This is a genomic window from Enterococcus sp. 6D12_DIV0197, assembly GCF_002174385.1.
Lineage (GTDB): Bacteria > Bacillota > Bacilli > Lactobacillales > Enterococcaceae > Enterococcus_D > Enterococcus_D casseliflavus.
The window spans coordinates 592,777-610,485 of sequence record NZ_NIBN01000001.1; the positions used below are offsets into that span (position 1 = coordinate 592,777).

Genomic DNA, 17,709 nt, shown 5'->3' on the forward strand with positions numbered 1-17,709 from the left:
ATCCGCAAAAAGGTGGCAGTAGGAGGAAAGAAAATGAAAGAAATCGAAGGAACGATCGCAACCCCCAAAGGTTTTTTTGCCGACGGTCTGCATTGCGGTCTGAAGAAAGAGAAAGTCGATCTTGGTTGGATCGTCTCTGAAGTGCCAGCCAGTGCTGCGGCAGTCTTTACCACCAATCAAGTACAAGCGGCACCCATTCTCGTTACAAAGAAAAAAATGCAAGCAGGCACCTTGCAAGGCGTGATCGTCAATGCGGGCAATGCCAATGCTTGTACCGGGGAGCAAGGTCTAAAAGATGCACAAGAGATGGCAGAATTGGCAGCAGCCCAGCTGCATACGAGTCCCGAAGCCTTTGCGGTAGCCTCCACCGGGATCATTGGTAAGAGCTTACCGATGGAAAAAATCACTGCAGGGATTCAGCAACTAAACAGGCAAGGGGATGCCCACCGATTTCAAAGAGCGATTTTGACGACGGATCTGACTGAAAAAAGCAGTGTCATCCAATCAACGATCGCTGACAAAACGGTGACTGTTGCGGGCTGTGCCAAAGGGTCTGGTATGATCCATCCCAATATGGCTACGATGCTGGCCTTTGTTACGACGGATGCGGCGATCGCTCCAGCACTCTTGCAAGCACTGCTGAAAGAATTAACCGACGTTACCTTCAATCAAATCACGGTCGATGGCGATACATCCACCAATGATATGGTGTTAGTTTTAGCCAACGGGTTAGCCAAAAATCCAACGATTGAAGCTGACACGCCAGCTTATCATGAGTTTAAAGGGATGCTCAAAGCAGTTCTGACCGCACTAGCCAAAGCAGTTGCAAAGGACGGAGAAGGCGCCAGCAAATTGATCGAAGCTCACACGAGTGGAGCTGTGACCGATGAAGCAGCCCGAATGATCAGCAAAACCATCGTTGGTTCGCCACTGGTCAAAACAGCCCTCTTTGGCAAAGACCCGAACTGGGGGCGTATCTTATGTGCAGTGGGCTATAGTGGGCAGCCGATCGATCCAGCAACGGTATCGATTGCATTAGCCGACATTCCCGTCTTTGTCCAAGGGACACCGGTAGCTTTTGACGAAACCATCATGCAAGAACAATTGGCGGAAAATGAAGTCAAAGTCGTTGTCGAGCTGAAAGAAGGGGCAGGTGTTGGCACCGCTTGGGGCTGTGATCTGACGTATGACTATGTGAAAATCAACGCACTATATCATACCTGAAAGAAATCAGGTACTAGACAAAAAGGAGCGAGTAGATGGAAACGATCGTAGTAAAAATCGGCGGTGTCGCCTCAGACAATTTAACCCCGTCATTCTTTGAGACGATAGCAGACTGGCAAGCTGCGGGCAAAAAAGTAGTCATCGTCCATGGCGGCGGTCACTACATCTCAGAAATGATGGAGAAAATGGCGTTGACAGTCACGATCAAAGACGGCCTGCGGGTGACCGACCCCCAGACGCTTGAAGTAACTAGAATGGTCCTTTTGGGACAAGTTCAACCGCTGATCACGACCGCTTTCCAGCAAGCTGGGTTCCACGCCGTAGGACTGAATGCTGGCTGTGATCAACTGATTCAAGGAGAAGTCATTGATGAAGAAAAATTAGGACAGGTGGGGAAGGTTCAACAAATCAACGCTGCTTTCCTGAAGCTCTTGACAGAGAAAAAACATGTCCCGATCCTGGCACCGCTAGGAATTACCCCAGAGGGGCAATGGCTGAACATCAATGCCGATGAAGTAGCGTGTCAGGTTGCTGCTAGTTTACAAGCCGAAAAACTATATTTGTTGACGGATGTCCCTGGGATCAAGCAAGAAAGCCAGTGGTTATCAGCTGTTTCTTTTGAAGAGATCCCCCGTTTGATCACCGAAGAAGTAGTCACAGGCGGCATGCTGCCAAAACTAAAAAGTGCGCAGAAAGCCTTGAAAGCAGGGGTAGCTGCCGTTTGTATCACCGATCGAATCGATCGTTTAGGAACCCAGATCCTCGCGGCAAGTCCAGCCGCAGCTGTCTGTAGCTGAAGCCATTAGCAACACCCAAATGCCTCTTCTCTACTCATAAAAATGCAAAATTCTGACTTTTCTGTGCTTTTCTTCTTATTTTCTCTAAAAAAAGAATAAAATAGGTAGGGATTTCATTTGCTAGAATTTCGTTTTATCAGTACAATGAGTACATATGTAAGTAGGGGGAGAAACAATGACAGATTTCTTATTGGGGAGCAGTACGAAGTTGCTGACTGTTGCAATCCGGGTAAAAGACCGCGATCAAGCGATTGCCTTTTATCGGGATGTACTTGGTTTTGAGTTGAAAAGAGAAGAAAATGAATTGGCCATCTTTGGTCTAAAAGGATTAGATAGAGAAGTTTTATGGTTGGAAGAAAGCCCGCGTGCCAACGATCACTTCGGCGAGATCAAAAAAATGCAGCGCATCGTCTTAGCCGTATCCTCATTAGAAGAAGCGGCAACTATCGCGAGCAATGCCCAACAAAAAGCGATTGCTTTCGAAGAAGCTCGTTATGAAGCGAATCAATTAGGCTTTATTATAGCTGATCCAGAAGGGAACAAAATTGAAGTCTTATTTACAGCACCCGCAGGAACTGCGGTACCAAAAGACGAAGCAGAATTGATCAAAGCGGCACCTGCAAAAGCGGCTGGCTTATCAAAAGAAGCTCATTTTGGCAAGCTGTATTTAAACGTCAGTGATCTAGCCAAAGAGCAGCTTTTCTTAGAAGAAAGCTTAGGCTTGAAAACAAAAGAAGCCGAAACGAAGGAATTTATCCTCAATGATGGTGACTTCCAAGTCGGCTTGACTGAAGCACAAGGTGGTACGATCGATTTGCCGACCCATGAGGTGCTTGGCTTAGACTTCTTGAAAATCTCCATCAGTCAAGAAGATATCGATACATTGGAAAAGCACTTGTCTGAGAAGAACCAAGAGTTCTTCATCGACAAAAAACGGAAGTTGTTGACGACCTACGATGCGATCGGTATCGAATGGTGGTTTATCGTTAAAAAATAATAGGTTATGAAAGAAAAAGCAGAGAGGGCGATTCTCTGCTTTTTCTTTTTTTTGTCAAAAAAAGAAACTTTTGTTTTTATTTCGCACGAAAGAGTGCAAAAACCTGTTACATCGATTTGAAGACCAATCATTGAAAAAACGGTAGTTTATCTGTATTAGCAGAGCAGGTCCAATCTATTTGACTTTTCTTGTTTTGTTATTTAATAGTTTGGGTGCTTGTTTTAAAACTTAATATAATAGCCATTATGATTCAAAAAACCTAAACATTATATTGAATTGTGGTTATTCTTAATTTATAATAAAAAAGAATCGAGATTCGATGGCTCTGGACGCAGAGATTGTTCGTTGTTTATTTTGTATGCGGTTTCTATTGTGGGTGCGACAAGGTGGAATTGGGAAGACAAGGAGTAGATGTGATGGAAAAAAAGTGGATACAGCGATATTTTGCTCAGTGGGATCTGCAGATGATGGTACTGCCTGCGATCTTACTGGTAGGCATTTTTAGTTATATCCCAATGTACGGGATTTTGATGGCGTTTCAACAGTACAATATTTTTGAAGGTATGACAGGCAGTCCATGGATCGGCTTTGATAATTTTCGGCGCTTTTTTAGTGAACCACGTTTTTGGGAAATTTTACGGAATACCATTATGATCAGTGTGCTAAAGATTGCTATTTGTTTTCCAGCACCGATTTTGTTGGCATTGATGCTTAACGAGGTCAAGAACGTTGCCTTCAAGCGTGTGGTGCAGACGATTACTTATCTCCCACACTTCTTATCATGGGTGATCGTGGCGGGGTTTACGATGTCGATTTTATCGATGGATAACGGTAGCTTAAATATTGCTTTGGAGAGTTTAAACCTGATCGATGAACCAATCAACTTTTTATCGATCCCTCGCTATTTCTGGACGATCATCGTTACGACAAATCTTTGGAAATCGATTGGCTTTGGCTCGATCGTCTATATGGCAGCCATTGCTGGGATCGATCCGCAACTGTACGAAGCAGCATCACTAGATGGCGCAACGAAATTTCAGCAAGTCTTTTTGATCACTCTGCCTTCGATCGTTCCAATCATTACGATTTTTCTCATTTTGGAGATCGGCAACTTATTGAATGCGGGCTTTGAAGATTTGCTTTTACTGGGGAGCAATCCAGCTCTTAGAAATGTGGCGGATGTCATTGATACCTATGTGTATCGGGTAGGGATCAGCAACTCTCAATATTCATACGCAACAGCTGTTGGTTTGTTCAAAGCAGTCATTAGTGTCACTCTTTTGAGCGGAGCAAACTTTTTCGCACGCAAAGTGGGTCACAGCTTATGGTAATCAGCAGAGGAGGAAATGAACAATGAAGAAAAATTGGGGCGACCAAGCGATGATGATTTTTATTTACCTCTTCTTGATAACGCTTGCATTCTTGACGTTTTATCCCTTCTGGAATTCGCTGGTGATTTCCTTTAATTCTGGACGTGACACGGTGACTGGTGGGATCACGTTTTGGCCAAGAGAATTCACGTTGGAAAACTATCAGATCGTCTTTCAAGATCAGCGCTTGATGAATGCCTTTTTCATCAGTGTCTTACGGACAGTGATCGGGACGTTTTCATCGATCATGCTGACAGCGATGGCAGCATATGGAATGTCAAAAAGAGAACTGATGGGGCGAAAATTTATTACGATTTTTTTCATCCTCACGATGTTCTTCAGCGGCGGCTTGATTCCAACCTTTTTAGTGGTACGTTCACTTGGACTGATGGATTCTTTTTGGGTAATGATCATTCCTGGTCTGATCAGTGTTTGGAATATGATCATCTTCCGTACGTTCTTTCAGCAACTGCCGAAAGGATTGGAGGATTCAGCGAAAATTGATGGGTGTGGGTATTGGGGCACGTTTTTCCGAATCATTTTGCCGTTATCAGGTCCAGTCATTGCCACTTTGTCGCTATTTACCGCCGTTGGGCATTGGAATGATTGGTTTATGCCAAGCATCTACATTACTTCAGATCATCTCATTCCCTTGCAGACCTTTTTGCAACGAGTCTTGAATTCGAATACGGTGAGTTCGCAAATGAGTCAAATCGATTCTGGCTCAGCAGCACGTTTGGCGGAAATGACTGGTGTCACTGGCAAGTCCTTATCAATGGCAATTATGATGGTGGCGACTTTGCCGATCGTAATGGTTTATCCGTTTGTCCAAAAGTATTTTGTAAAAGGTGTATTGATTGGTTCGTTGAAAGATTAGCAGAGCAGGAGGAACTCTCTTGATTAGAGGGGAGAAGGAACGAAACGTTGAAAGGGGATAAAAGAATGAAAGCAAAGGTATTAAAAAGCGTGCTGTCAGTGACTGCGATGAGTCTCTTACTGGCTGCTTGCGGCAGTGAGTCAGGGACAAAAGAAAGTGATGGGGCGGCAGCGAATGACCGTGACAGTTCGGAGGTCTTTGAATTAGGTAGTGAACCGTTGGAGATCACGATGTTTGGTAATTATGATTGGTACACGATGGATCGTTGGGGAGATGATCCAGCAACTGCTGCTATCAAAGAACTGACCAAGGTAGATATTCGTGCAATCGATGGTGGCGGGAATGCAGCACAGCGGCTAAGCACAATGATCGCTGGCGATGATCTACCTGATTTTATTTGGCTTGATCGAGGGTCGGATGTGGAACGGCTGCGAGAAGCGGGTGCCTTAGTGCCATTTGATGATTACTTGGATAAGTATCCAAACTTGAAAGAATGGGCGGGAGAAGACATCCTGAACATGCTTCGTTCAGAAGACGGCAAACTTTATCAGTTTCCCAACTGGTATAGCTCGGAGCCTTTCGGGAATGCCGGTTATGTCGTCAATAAAGAGATCCATGATGCTTTAGGTGCGCCAGAATTGAAAACAACAGAGGATCTTTATGAGTATTTGAAAGAAGTTCAAACAGAGTTTCCTGATGTCATTTCATTTGAAACAGATGTCAGTGGACAAGGGATCAATGTCTTGTACTCCGCATTTGCAGAAGGGCGTTCACCAGCAGATATCCGCATTCGCGCTGTTCCTGAAGGCGACGTATTGACCTCGATCTTTGCCAATGAAAACTACGTAGAATCGATTGAATATGCGTCAAGACTGTACCGTGAGCGCTTGATGACCCAAGATACCTTGACCCAAGATGCAGATATGGTGGCAGAAAAAGTAACCAGTGGTCGTGTAGCTGTCTATGCGGCTGCCAGCCCGTCCAACTATGCTCGCGATGCCCATTACATCTTGCAAGAACAAAATCCAGATGCGGGGTATTTCTATATCGAGCCGATTGCAAAACCAGGACTAGATCCTGACAATATTTTCCCAGGTTCCTATGAAATGCTAGGGTGGAATGTCAGTGTCATTACTAGAAATGCAGAAGACCCAGAAAAAGTCTTTGCCTTCTTAGACTGGTTGACAGGACCGTTGGGCCAATCGATCTTGATGTTTGGTCCAGAAGGCCAGTATTGGGATGGCTTTGACGAAGAAGGCTATACGCAATTTACGGATGCCTATGCAGAAGACAGTGCAGGCGTTTCAGAGATTGAGCAAGCAACATCAAGTTTCCAATGGAACGGCAACTCCGCCTTTTTAGACAATACCAAAACAAAATTTGAGTTAAATCTTCCAGAAGATCAAATGAACTGGGCAACGAAATGGCAGCATGCCATCACTTGGGACACGCAAAAAGACGACACGGAATTTGCGGCGATCAACCCGATGCCAGACTCACCAGAAGGAATTATTCAGCAACGGATCAACGATATTTTTGAAGAAGCCAATGCTTCAGCGATCTTTGCTGACAGCGATGAAGAAGTGCGTGCCATCTTTGCTGAGGCGGAAGCCCAAGCACAAGCAGCTGGCTATCAAGAGTTGCTGGATTATCAAACAGAGAAATGGCAGCAAAATCTACAAAACTTAGCCCGCTAGAGGGTAAATCAGTTGATTAGAGGAAGGAGACGGACTAATGGGAAATGAACGATGGTATCGTTGGTATGGTGCCAGTCAAGCGATAGCTAGTATGTTGCTTTTGAATGGCTACTGGTTACTGTTCAATCTGCCTGTTCTATTGCTAGCTTTGGGGCTGATTTTCCCCAGCTCTCCTCGTCAGTTTCTTTTCTCTTTGGTTGGTTTGATCATTAGTTTTCCTAGCATTCTTTTGCCAGCGACCTTTGCTTTATTTGGGGTCATGCGGCGCTGGTTGTACTATCAAGAACCACGACAGGCCATCGGAGGGACCTTTTGGCGGCTCTATCGGGAAAATTATCGGCGCAGTTTTGCCGCAGGCCTCTTTTTCGGTAGTCTCGCTTTGCTGCTGTTAGGCTCTTATCGCCAAATCGATTCCTTTCAGTTGCCCTTATTGGCTGTCGGCTATTTGTTTTTAAGTATCATTTTACTCGTGTGGTTGCTGTATTTTATCTGCGACAGTGTGTATTTGGCGGCACCCATGCGGCTCGCCTTGATCAAAAGCTTTTTCATCATCTTTTGGGCACCGTTGCAGACACTGATGTTGCTAGGGCTGTTGAGTGGCCTCGCTTTACTGCTCGTCTTGATCCATCCCTTACTCGCGGGATTGATCGTAGGGGGACTAGGTAGCCAATGTGCCTGTTACAGTTATTTGAGAATCATCCAAAAGGCGCAAGCAAAAGCTGCACCAGCTGACGAGTAATCTATGTAACACTGATTAGAAAAAAATCTGAAAACTATCCTTAATGGGTAGTTTTTTTCATTGGCGAAAAGTGCTAAAGTTAGAAGCAAGACAAGCCTGAAAGGAGCGAGTATGGAACGATGACAATGTACCCAAAAACAGTACAGCTCATTCAAGAAAAAATGCCGACCGTTTTCCCAGGAGCGGTGCTGCGTTTTATCGCTGGTGAAACCCAAGAGACCCATGTATTCGGACAGGCAGCGCTTCTTCCGAAAACCGAACCTATGACGAAAGATCATTTGTTTGATTTAGCCTCATTGACGAAAGTCGTTTGTACAACGAGTGTTCTGTTAAAATTGTGGGATCAAGGAAAAATCGAGATGGAGGCGCCGCTTACTCGTTGGCTGCCAGCGTTTAAAGACGATCGGGTAACGATCAAGCACTTGCTGACGCATACGGCAGCCATCAACACGTGGATTCCTCATCGAGACCAGTTGGATGCTGCTGCCTTGCGCAAGGCGTATTTGCAGCTTGAAAGCAGTGATACGATCGGTCAAACGGTCAACTATACGGATACTGGGACGATTTTGCTGGGCTTTTTATTGGAGGAGCTGTATCAAAAACCAGTGACCGAGATTTTTCAAGAAGAAGTCTTGACGCCTTTAGGCATGAAGAACAGCGGCTTTCCGCCTTTTCCTCCCTCACAGCTGCCAATGATCGTTCCTACCCAGCAGCAGCCAGACGGCAGCATCCTTAGAGGAATCACCCACGATCCTAAGGCACGGGTGTTGGGAAACCATGCCGGCAACGCAGGGTTGTTTTCTACCGTGGATGACTTGACGCTTTTCGTTCAACTGTTACTGGCAAATGGTCAGCAGCAAGGAGCGCCGTTTTTCTCAGAAAAAGTCATGCAGGCGCTGGCTCAGAGGCAGACGCCTGAAAGCACAAAGCCTCGCACCTATGGTTGGGACTTGTTAGGTGCACCGTATCAATTATTTCATACAGGCTATACAGGCACGTTTCTCGCAGTAGATATCCCTAACAAAAAAGCGTTTATTTTCTTATCGAATCGGGTCCATCCAGTGGATCATCGAGAAAGCTATTTGGGTCATCGTGACGAAATCCTGCAATGTTACTTAAAAGAATCTGCCGAATAAGCGGATTCATGCTATAATATGCACGAACAACTAGAGAGGGGAACAATTATGGAACCATTGTTTATGAAACCTGTTTTTCAAGAAAAAATTTGGGGCGGCAGTCGCCTGCATTCTGTTTTTGGTTTTGATTTACCGAGCGACAAGATCGGTGAAGATTGGGCGATCAGTGCGCATCCTCATGGGGTGAGCGTCATTGAAAATGGTCCGTTTAAAGGCAAAACATTGGCGGATCTTTGGCAAGACCATCAAGAACTATTTGGTCATTCAGACGAACCAGTCTTTCCATTATTAATTAAAATTTTAGACGCGGAAGATGATCTATCCGTTCAAGTCCATCCTGATGACACGTATGGATTAGCCCATGAAGGGGAATTAGGGAAAACGGAATGCTGGTACATCATTGATGCCGAACCAGGTGCGGAAATCATTTATGGCCACCATGCACAAACCAAAGAAGAACTTGCGGAAATGATCGAAGCGGGTCGTTGGGATGATTTGTTAACAAAAGTCCCTGTGAAAAAAGGCGATTTCTTCTATGTGCCAAGTGGAACGATCCATGCCATTGGAAAAGGGATCATGATCTTGGAAACCCAGCAGAGCTCGGATACGACTTATCGGGTGTACGACTATGATCGTACCGATGATCAAGGACAAACTCGGGAGCTGCATATCCAACAATCTATCGATGTGACGACGATTCCTGCACGGACGCCAGAATTATCGATCCGTGAGGTTAAACAAGGACAATCAGCAGTTGTTACCTATCTTGAAACGCCATTTTTCAATGTGTATGAGTGGGAAGTACGTGGAAAATTATCGTTGGCACAAAAGGCCGATTATACCTTGCTGACCGTGATCGATGGGTATGGGCATTTGATGATCGACGGTCATTCCTATGAACTAAAAATGGGCACGAGTTGCATTTTGCCAAACCCGATCAAGAAATGGGAATTGGTTGGTGAATTGACTGTCATTGCCTCTGAACCTGGAAAAAAATAAAACGATCAGTAAGTGACGTGAGCCGCACAAGCAAAACAGCACACGTTCCTGATTTTTCGTAAGGCTGAACTCGTTCAGCTGCCTGTCATCATTGGCGATTTTTCCGCTTTTGACTGACAGGTTTTTTCGTATGGACACTCACGATAGACGTCTGAGGAAGATTTGTTATAATGGCAGTAATGAAGGATAGGTGAAAAGAATGGTTTACTTAGATCATGCAGCAACGACACCGCTGCATCCAGAAGTGATCAAAGTGATGAGTGAAACGATGCAGACATTTTTTGGCAATCCATCAAGCATTCATCATTATGGTCGAGACGCCCACACCCAATTAGAATTGGCTCGTCAAGCGATCGCTCAGCAGCTAGGAGTCAAAGAACATGAGATCATTTTTAATAGTGGTGGTACCGAAAGTGATAATACAGCAATCATCGGTACAGCCCTTAGCAAACAAGCACAAGGCAAACATATCATTACGACCCAGATCGAACATCCGGCGGTCATTGAGAGTATGCGCTATTTAGAAGGCTTAGGCTTTGAGGTGACCTATTTGCCCGTAGATCAAAAGGGGCAGTTGGCCGTCAGTGAAGTTGAGGCTGCCTTACGTCCCGATACGATTTTAGTATCCATAATGACGGCAAACAATGAAACGGGCAATTTGCTGCCGATTGCAGAAATTGGGGCCCTTTTACGGGAGCATCCCGCCGTGTTTCATACCGATGCCGTGCAAGCTTATGGCAAGATCCCGCTTGAAATCAATGAAAACAGTATTGATCTTCTAAGCATTTCTGCTCACAAAATCAACGGACCAAAAGGGATCGGCTTTTTGTATAAACGAGATGGCTTGACGCTGCCTGCGCTACTCCATGGCGGCGAGCAAGAAGAAAAACGGCGAGCAGGGACGGAAAACTTAGCAGCCATCATGGGAATGGCCAAAGCAGCTTCTTTGCATACCCCCGAAGCGCAGCAAGCAGCGGCGGAACAATATCAAACGTTTGCCGATGTACTGATGGAGACCTTAGCAGCACAAGGCGTCGATGTTCAGTTGAATGGTGATCCAGCACACAAATTGCCGCATATTTTGAATCTGCGTTTCCCAGGTGTCAGCAGTGACTTGCTGCTGATGAAATTGGACTTAAAAGGGGCTGCGATCTCGACAGGCAGCGCTTGTACGGCGGGCAATGTGGAGCCCTCCCATGTGCTAGAAGCGATGGTGGGCAAAGAGCATCCAGCTATTCGGGAATCGGTCAGAGTCAGCTTTGGCTATGGTAACACATTGGCGGAAATCGAAGCATTTGCTCAGCTATTAGCAGAAACTGTCTTAGCCACGAAAAAGTAGGAGAACAGCTAGCAATCTCGCTGAAAACTATTTATAATGAAAGAAATGATGTTAAAGAGGTGAAGAACATGGCATTTGAAACAACAGCAACCGTTTTAGGCGCAGCAACCCAATACCGCATTGCTCCTGAAGCAAAAAAATATACGTTGCGGGACAATGGCTTTACAGAAACGAACGGCGGCAACTTCCAATTGATTCGCGGCCTTGAAGCAACACCCCAAAGCAAAGAAGGCTTTAAATTAAAAATCACTGTTGCAAAAGATCTGCAAACCTTCAAGATGTCCATCACGACAGCCAATGGGTTAAAAGCAGTCAACATTTTCAAAGATGAACAGCACAAAATGCTGCAAGAAAAATTTTACTTTTTAATGGATGGTTTTATCAGCCGCGGGTTGTTTGTCAAAGCGTAAGCTTTTGTCAAAAGCAGCTATATCGTTCAAAGGGCAAGAAGTGTGTCACTCCGCCAAGCAGGCATGGGATTGATACACTTCTTTTGTATCTTTGGCGGTTTCTTTTTATACTATAGAAAACAAACCCAAGGTGTTCGCAGGAACAGGATGAGTTAAGACGAGAAAGAGGGAATCAAGATGAAACGAACCTTAAACAAGCAATCAGTGCTAGCCGTCGGCATGGGGACTTGGCATATGGGGGATGACCCAGCTAAGGAAAAAGCCGAGATCGATGCGTTGCAAGCGGGCATCAAAGCTGGAGCGGCTGTCATCGATACCGCAGAAATGTACGGCGAGGGAAACGCAGAAACGCTAGTTGGCAAGGCGATCCAGCCCTTTACACGAGGGGATCTTTATTTGATTTCAAAAGTCTATCCCTGGAATGCCTCCGCAGATGAATTGCCGAAAGCTTTAGACCGCAGCTTAACGCGTTTAGGCACCGACTATCTTGATCTGTATCTGCTCCACTGGCGAGGAGATGTGCCGTTAGCAGAAACAGTTGACGCACTAGAAGCTGCCAAAGCCTCTGGAAAGATTCGTGCATGGGGTGTCTCTAATTTTGACGTGGCAGATATGGAGGAGCTGTTGCGGTTAGAAAACGGCGATCAATGTGCCGCCAACCAAGTACTCTATAATTTAGGTGCCCGGGGGATCGAATACGATCTTTTGCCTTGGCAGGCAGAGGCTGAGATTCCTGTGATTGCCTACTCACCCATTGCTCAAGGCGATCGGCTAGGGCACCACTTCAAAAATGATGAAGTGTTGAAAGAGCTGGCAGAATCCAAAGGCTGCACGATCTTTCAGCTGCTTTTGGCATGGACCCTTCGACAACCCCACGTCTTAGCGATCCCCCAAACCAGTGACTCGCTGCATATGCTGCAGAACATTGAAGCTTGCAAAATCGTTTTTTCCCAAAGCGAATTGGCAGCAATCGATGCGCGGTTTCCTGCACCGACGAAAAAGCAGCCGCTAGCGATGATTTAAAGACGCTGATCACAGAAAAAGCACCAAGGTAAGGAGCGACTATGAAATTTTTTACGTCTGATACCCACTATTTTCATGCAGCCTTGCTCGGGGACAATGACTTTGCCCCACGCCCCTTTGAGACAGTGACGCAAATGCATGAAACGATGATCGCCAGCTGGAATGAGGTCGTTGCGGATAAAGATGTCGTCTATCATTTAGGGGATGTCGCGATGCACCCTGATTACGAAGCGGGCTTTCCAGAAATTGCTGCGCTGTTAGCACAGCTGCAGGGAAAAATCGTTTTTATCAAAGGCAATCATGATACCCGAGCTTTCTTTGCGTACTTGCGCAAGCATGATCCTGGTTGTTTGGGAGCCGAAAAGTATGCGTTTGAAGATGTCGGTGTCTTGCTGAAGTTTGCTCATCAGCAATTTATACTGACCCATTATCCTATGCTGCTGGGGATCACCAAAAACAGCCGTAATCTGCATGGGCATATTCATCATCACAGTGTACCGATCGCTGAGAATCTCAACGTAGGAGTCGATGCACCAGAATTGGCGTTTCTGCCACAGCCGCGTCCTTTTGGTCGGCCAGTTTCCGAAAATGAACTGGCGGTGTTGTATCATGCAAAACAACAAGAACTTACTAAGCTGGCTCGTTAACAGATAACAAAAAAAGCAAGCGTCCAAACAGATTTGGGCGGCTTGCTTTTTTTGTGATGACTTTGACAGCAAGCTTTGATTAAGGAAATTTTTTTGATAAAAATAAACTTTATATGTAAAAAATAATCGATTCCAAGAGTTATTATTTGATGGATATTTAAGAAATGTGTATGCTTTAAGTAGAAAGCAGTAAAGGAGGTTGCCAATGCGTAAGATTTCTAAAGTGATTTTTATCATCGGATTGCTTTTACTCTTACTTGTCTTTTATTTTGGGATCATCGCCAATCAGCAAGCGGCTTCATTGCCTGTTTACTTGATTCCTTTGGATGAATATCCTTGGGTCGGATCTTCCATGAGTATGCTGCTCTTTTGGTTATCTGTTGGCTTTGCCATTTTTACCGTGATCGCGCTCTTTGTCGTTTTGTTTTATCCAAAACGTTCGGACCGCTTGATCATTTCCCACAAGACAGGCGATTTAGTGATTCAGAAGAAGGCGTTAGAGCATTTTGTGCTTGAACGGGTGAAACAAGCAGATTTCATCCATCAGCCGTCCGTAAAAATCAAAATCGTCAAGAATAAAGTATCCGTAAAAATCGATGGAGAAATGAAACAAACAGCAGCCATCCCGCAAAAACAAGAAGCATTGGTTGGTGAGATCAGCAGCAGTCTGCAGCAGCTTTTCGGTATCGAAAGCAATATCCAAACGGAAGTTGTCTTAAAAGATACGCAAGAAACGCCAGCAGCCCATAACCAGCCGCGTGTAGTTTAGGAGGAACAGGTATGAGTGAATGGTTCTACCACTATAAGATCCCGCTTATCTTTGCAGGTTTCGGTTTGATCCTAGCGATCCTGTTTCTAACGATCGGCTTTTTGAAAACCATACTGCTGGTGCTGTTTACGGCACTAGGTATGTATCTGGGATTTTATCTCAAAGAAGTCGGATTCTTTGAACAATTTCAAAGACCGCGCCGTTAACTTTGGTAACATTATTAGTTTAATTTATATCAAGATTATAGTAGGAGGAATGTACGATGGAAAACCAAACAAAACCAACAACAGGTGTTAAAGGAGAATTAACTTACGAAGATAAAGTGATTCAAAAAATCGTAGGCATTGCATTAGAATCTGTAGACGGACTCTTAACAGTCGATGGCGGTTTCTTCTCAAATATTGCAGGTAAATTAGTCAACACCGATGATGTGACTTCAGGGATCAACGTTGAAGTTGGGAAAAAACAAGTGGCAGTCGATCTTGATATCGTTGCAGAATACGGCAGCGACATGACCACGATCTACGACCAAATCAAAGAGGTTGTTTCAACACAAGTCAACAAAATGACGAATTTAGACGTCATCGAAGTAAACGTGAACGTAGCAGATGTCAAAACACGTGAACAATTCGAAAAAGACTCTGAAACAGTTCAAGACAAAGTAAGCAGTGCGGCAGAAACAACTGGCGACTTTGCGTCAAAACAAACACGTAAAGCCAAAGGTGCCTTCAACCGAACAACGACGCGTATTCAAGAAAACAACGAACCACGCGTTCAATAATAGTAAGATAAGCAAAAGGGACTGTGACATAAGTCCATAGAAGAAAACCGCAAGAAATGACGAGAAATCGTTCATTTCTTGCGGTTTTTTGGGTAAAATAAAAAGGAGCACCGGTTGCCGCCAATGCCCCATCATTTAATCCTGAAAGGACTAAACAAAATGTATACTAATTATAACATGAATCAACTCACTTTGGATCTATCTACTTCATTTTCTCCAAAAGAAAATCATGTCGCCGTTTTTATCCATGAACTGGTCGAAGCGCTTCAGATTAATGACCCCTATCTTTTTGGTCGACCAAGAGAATATGATTTAGGTGCCATGATGAAGTTGGTTCTTTTTGCGTATACGCGAGAAACCTTTACAAGTCGCAAGATTGAACGCTTAGCTGAAGAAAACCTATATGCTCGCTGGTTGACGCAAGAACGGGTTCCAACTTATCGAACGATCGCCCGTTTTTGTGTATCTAACGATGTGCAGGAGTTGACCAATAAAGGCTTAGATCAGTTGACAGAGTATCTGCGTGCACGGAATCTGATTGATGATGCGTTGTTTATTGACGGTACAAAAATCTTGGCAGATGCGAATAAGTACAGCTTTGTCTGGAAGAAAAACACGATCCGATTCGATCAAATGAATCGCGAAAAACTGCTTACTATGATGACGGAACTAAGAGAAGCGTATGCCCTGAAACAGATTCCCGAAGGGACGACCTTGACAGTAGACATGATAGATGAACTGTTAACACGGATGGAACTACGTCTGGAAGAACTAGAAAAAGAAGTTGAGGCAACGAAACGTCTTTCGCCAAATCCAGCGAAACAACAACGGCGAACGTTGAAAAGCCAAGTACGCAAATTAAATACAAAACGAGAAAAAGTTCTGGAACATCAAACGCAGTTTTCTACTTATGGGACAAGAAACAGTTATTCAAAAACTGATCATGATGCGACATTCATGCGCGTAAAAGAAGACCCTATGAAAAATGGCCAACTTAAGCCTGCGTATAACCTGCAGATCGCTACTTGTAATCAATTTGTACTCGGCTACGATGTCTTTCAAAACCCAACAGACACTAAGACACTGAAACCATTACTGGAAAAGATGAAGATTGCACAAAAGTCCCCTCATTATTTGGTCGCCGATGCAGGCTATGGTTCAGAAAGCAATTACCGCTATATAGAAGATGAACTTCCCCAGCATACTGCACTGATTCCTTATGGAACGATGTTTAAAGAACAAAGCAAGAAATGGCAGACAGATGATCGGAAAGTAATGAATTGGAATTATGAGCCTAAGGAGGACTTTTACATCGACCCCAAAGGGGTACGATTCAATTTTCATGCTTACCGTCAACGAACAGATGCGGATGGCTTTGTCCGAGATTTTAAAGAATACCAAGCAGAAAAAACGGATGCGAACCAAGCGCTCATTCCTGAAACCTTAACCCCAAAGGGGAATCGCAGAAAGATCACTGTAAATCCGTCTTGGGAATACCATAAAGAAAAACAAAAAGAGCGCTTATCAACGCCTGAAATTCAAAAAATATATGGTCGGAGAAAGATCGACGTGGAAACAGTCTTCGGATTTATGAAGGCTTGTTTGGGTTTCACTCGATACACGGTTCGGGGCTTAGAAAAAGTCAGAAAACAGACGGGTTTACTCATTACGGCAATCAATATGATGAAATTGACAAAAATAGATACTTGAACTACCCAAAATGAATAAAAAAAACAAGGAGCACTCGAAAAATCACATGATTTTCGAGTGCTCCTTATATTTTGGAGAGCGTAACTAGTTAACTTATGTCACGCCCCCTTTTTTTGTCCCACAAAAGGCGTATTTTTGCAGCTTCAGCCGATCAGAACGTCAAAGCCAAAAGCTCCAATAATGGATTCCTTCTGCTTGAAAGACATCGTTAGGATAGCTTTTCTCATAATGGGCTTTTTCGGGGGAATCATTAGGATCGAATACTTGAATCGCTCCTTCTTTGTTCAAAGCCAATACCATGATATGTCCTGAGGTCGTAAAGGTTCCTGCTTGAACCGAGACCACAACGGGGATGCCTTGTGTCATTTTCTCATAGGCAGCCGCAAAGGAACTTCCTAAATCGGCAAATTGGTAACCAAAAGCTTCGGCAAACTGAGGAAAGATTTGCCAACTCGTTCCTTGTTTGGGAAGATAAAATTGATCGCCAGCCCACTTTAATAGTTTGTCAGGATTCGACGGATGATCCGTCCAAAAAGAATCGATCATCGCTAAAGAAGCAATAGCGCACCCGTTTGCTGCAAACGTATTTTGCGTTTCTCCATATCCATATGTGTCATTGCCCCAGCGTTGATCGGTTTGTACAATCAACGGCACTTGCTGCGTGTCTGCCATCGCTTGTTGAATCGCTTGATTGGCTTGGTGAGTGAACTCTTTTGAGACAAGCGCTGTCTGATCAAATTCAGCATCCCTGGCCTGATCCATCACGTAATGAATGACAAAAATACCACCGATGAGAAAAAGTAGTAGCGCCAGGCTCTTTCTTTTCTTTCCGTCGTTTCTCCTAGTTTTCGATATCCCTGTGTGTGATCTCATGAAATGTCCCTCCTCGTAAAGTAGTATCTAAAAGAAGTATAGTCTTTTTCTGATAGCGGCATTTCTGCATTTCCTGAAGAATTCCATACGATTTTATGACAAACGACCGTTTAAAAGGTGAAATGCGGCTTCTTAGCATTCGCTTATCTAGTGGTCTTTGAACAATGGGAGTCGTTTGGACGGCTGTCGATAAGATACACAAAAAGCAGCGCTTCTTCTATTGGGCTGAATGGGGGAAGAACGAACAGCGGGTTTCCTCCAGATGACTTTTCTAAAAATGATTTTGCCCCTAGTGATTTATTACGCCAAGAACAGCAGTAA

18 protein-coding genes are annotated in these 17,709 nt (G+C 44.5%); 17 read left to right on the forward strand and 1 reads right to left on the reverse strand.

What is annotated here, in order from left to right:
* The first annotated feature begins 33 nt into the window (after positions 1-33).
* The 17 genes from argJ to A5867_RS02970 all read left to right on the forward strand — a co-directional run bounded on the left by argJ (position 34) and on the right by A5867_RS02970 (position 16,515).
* On the forward strand, positions 34-1,224 hold the full coding sequence (gene argJ / locus A5867_RS02885; RefSeq protein WP_074934411.1) for a bifunctional glutamate N-acetyltransferase/amino-acid acetyltransferase ArgJ: 1,191 nt from the start codon (positions 34-36) through the stop codon (positions 1,222-1,224).
* Between the two features lie 35 nt (positions 1,225-1,259).
* Positions 1,260-2,021: an acetylglutamate kinase gene (gene argB / locus A5867_RS02890; RefSeq protein WP_015508861.1), complete on the forward strand. Its 762-nt coding sequence runs from the start codon at positions 1,260-1,262 to the stop codon at positions 2,019-2,021.
* A gap of 175 nt (positions 2,022-2,196) precedes the next feature.
* Positions 2,197-3,018: a VOC family protein gene (locus A5867_RS02895; protein WP_015508862.1), complete on the forward strand. Its 822-nt coding sequence runs from the start codon at positions 2,197-2,199 to the stop codon at positions 3,016-3,018.
* Positions 3,019-3,434: 416 nt separating this feature from the next.
* Positions 3,435-4,349 carry an ABC transporter permease subunit gene (locus A5867_RS02900; protein ID WP_050759610.1) on the forward strand — a complete coding sequence of 305 codons (915 nt, stop codon included), beginning with the start codon at positions 3,435-3,437 and terminating at the stop codon, positions 4,347-4,349.
* A gap of 22 nt (positions 4,350-4,371) precedes the next feature.
* Complete coding sequence (locus A5867_RS02905) at positions 4,372-5,265, forward strand: carbohydrate ABC transporter permease (RefSeq protein ID WP_005227226.1); 894 nt, start codon at positions 4,372-4,374, stop codon at positions 5,263-5,265.
* Between the two features lie 65 nt (positions 5,266-5,330).
* Positions 5,331-6,962, forward strand: coding sequence for an extracellular solute-binding protein (locus tag A5867_RS02910; RefSeq protein WP_087626822.1), 1,632 nt, complete (start codon positions 5,331-5,333; stop codon positions 6,960-6,962).
* A gap of 37 nt (positions 6,963-6,999) precedes the next feature.
* A complete protein-coding gene (locus A5867_RS02915; protein ID WP_087626823.1) occupies positions 7,000-7,701 on the forward strand; it encodes a YesL family protein in 702 nt (233 codons plus the stop codon).
* A 119-nt stretch (positions 7,702-7,820) separates the two neighbouring features.
* A complete protein-coding gene (locus A5867_RS02920) occupies positions 7,821-8,837 on the forward strand; it encodes a serine hydrolase domain-containing protein (RefSeq protein WP_087626824.1) in 1,017 nt (338 codons plus the stop codon).
* Between the two features lie 45 nt (positions 8,838-8,882).
* Positions 8,883-9,836 carry a mannose-6-phosphate isomerase, class I gene (manA, locus tag A5867_RS02925; RefSeq protein ID WP_170927559.1) on the forward strand — a complete coding sequence of 318 codons (954 nt, stop codon included), beginning with the start codon at positions 8,883-8,885 and terminating at the stop codon, positions 9,834-9,836.
* A 199-nt stretch (positions 9,837-10,035) separates the two neighbouring features.
* Entirely contained in the window at positions 10,036-11,175 is a 1,140-nt protein-coding gene (locus A5867_RS02930) for a cysteine desulfurase family protein (protein WP_087626826.1), read from the forward strand.
* A gap of 68 nt (positions 11,176-11,243) precedes the next feature.
* Positions 11,244-11,585 (forward strand): DUF1831 domain-containing protein, encoded by a 342-nt coding sequence (locus A5867_RS02935; RefSeq protein ID WP_005232263.1) that lies wholly within the window; start codon positions 11,244-11,246, stop codon positions 11,583-11,585.
* A gap of 177 nt (positions 11,586-11,762) precedes the next feature.
* Positions 11,763-12,608, forward strand: a complete 846-nt coding sequence (locus A5867_RS02940; protein WP_087626827.1) for an aldo/keto reductase — start codon at positions 11,763-11,765, stop codon at positions 12,606-12,608.
* Between the two features lie 41 nt (positions 12,609-12,649).
* On the forward strand, positions 12,650-13,255 hold the full coding sequence (locus A5867_RS02945; protein WP_005227234.1) for a metallophosphoesterase: 606 nt from the start codon (positions 12,650-12,652) through the stop codon (positions 13,253-13,255).
* A 205-nt stretch (positions 13,256-13,460) separates the two neighbouring features.
* Positions 13,461-14,024 (forward strand): alkaline shock response membrane anchor protein AmaP, encoded by a 564-nt coding sequence (gene amaP / locus A5867_RS02955; RefSeq protein WP_005227235.1) that lies wholly within the window; start codon positions 13,461-13,463, stop codon positions 14,022-14,024.
* A gap of 11 nt (positions 14,025-14,035) precedes the next feature.
* Positions 14,036-14,230: a DUF2273 domain-containing protein gene (locus tag A5867_RS02960; protein ID WP_005227236.1), complete on the forward strand. Its 195-nt coding sequence runs from the start codon at positions 14,036-14,038 to the stop codon at positions 14,228-14,230.
* A gap of 56 nt (positions 14,231-14,286) precedes the next feature.
* A complete protein-coding gene (locus tag A5867_RS02965) occupies positions 14,287-14,805 on the forward strand; it encodes an Asp23/Gls24 family envelope stress response protein (protein ID WP_005227237.1) in 519 nt (172 codons plus the stop codon).
* A 159-nt stretch (positions 14,806-14,964) separates the two neighbouring features.
* Positions 14,965-16,515: an IS1182 family transposase gene (locus A5867_RS02970; protein ID WP_087628154.1), complete on the forward strand. Its 1,551-nt coding sequence runs from the start codon at positions 14,965-14,967 to the stop codon at positions 16,513-16,515.
* 159 nt (positions 16,516-16,674) lie between these two features.
* On the opposite strand, the gene A5867_RS02975 is transcribed toward A5867_RS02970, so the two are convergent.
* A complete protein-coding gene (locus A5867_RS02975; RefSeq protein WP_087626828.1) occupies positions 16,675-17,388 on the reverse strand; it encodes a C39 family peptidase in 714 nt (237 codons plus the stop codon).
* Between the last annotated feature and the right edge of the window lie 321 nt (positions 17,389-17,709).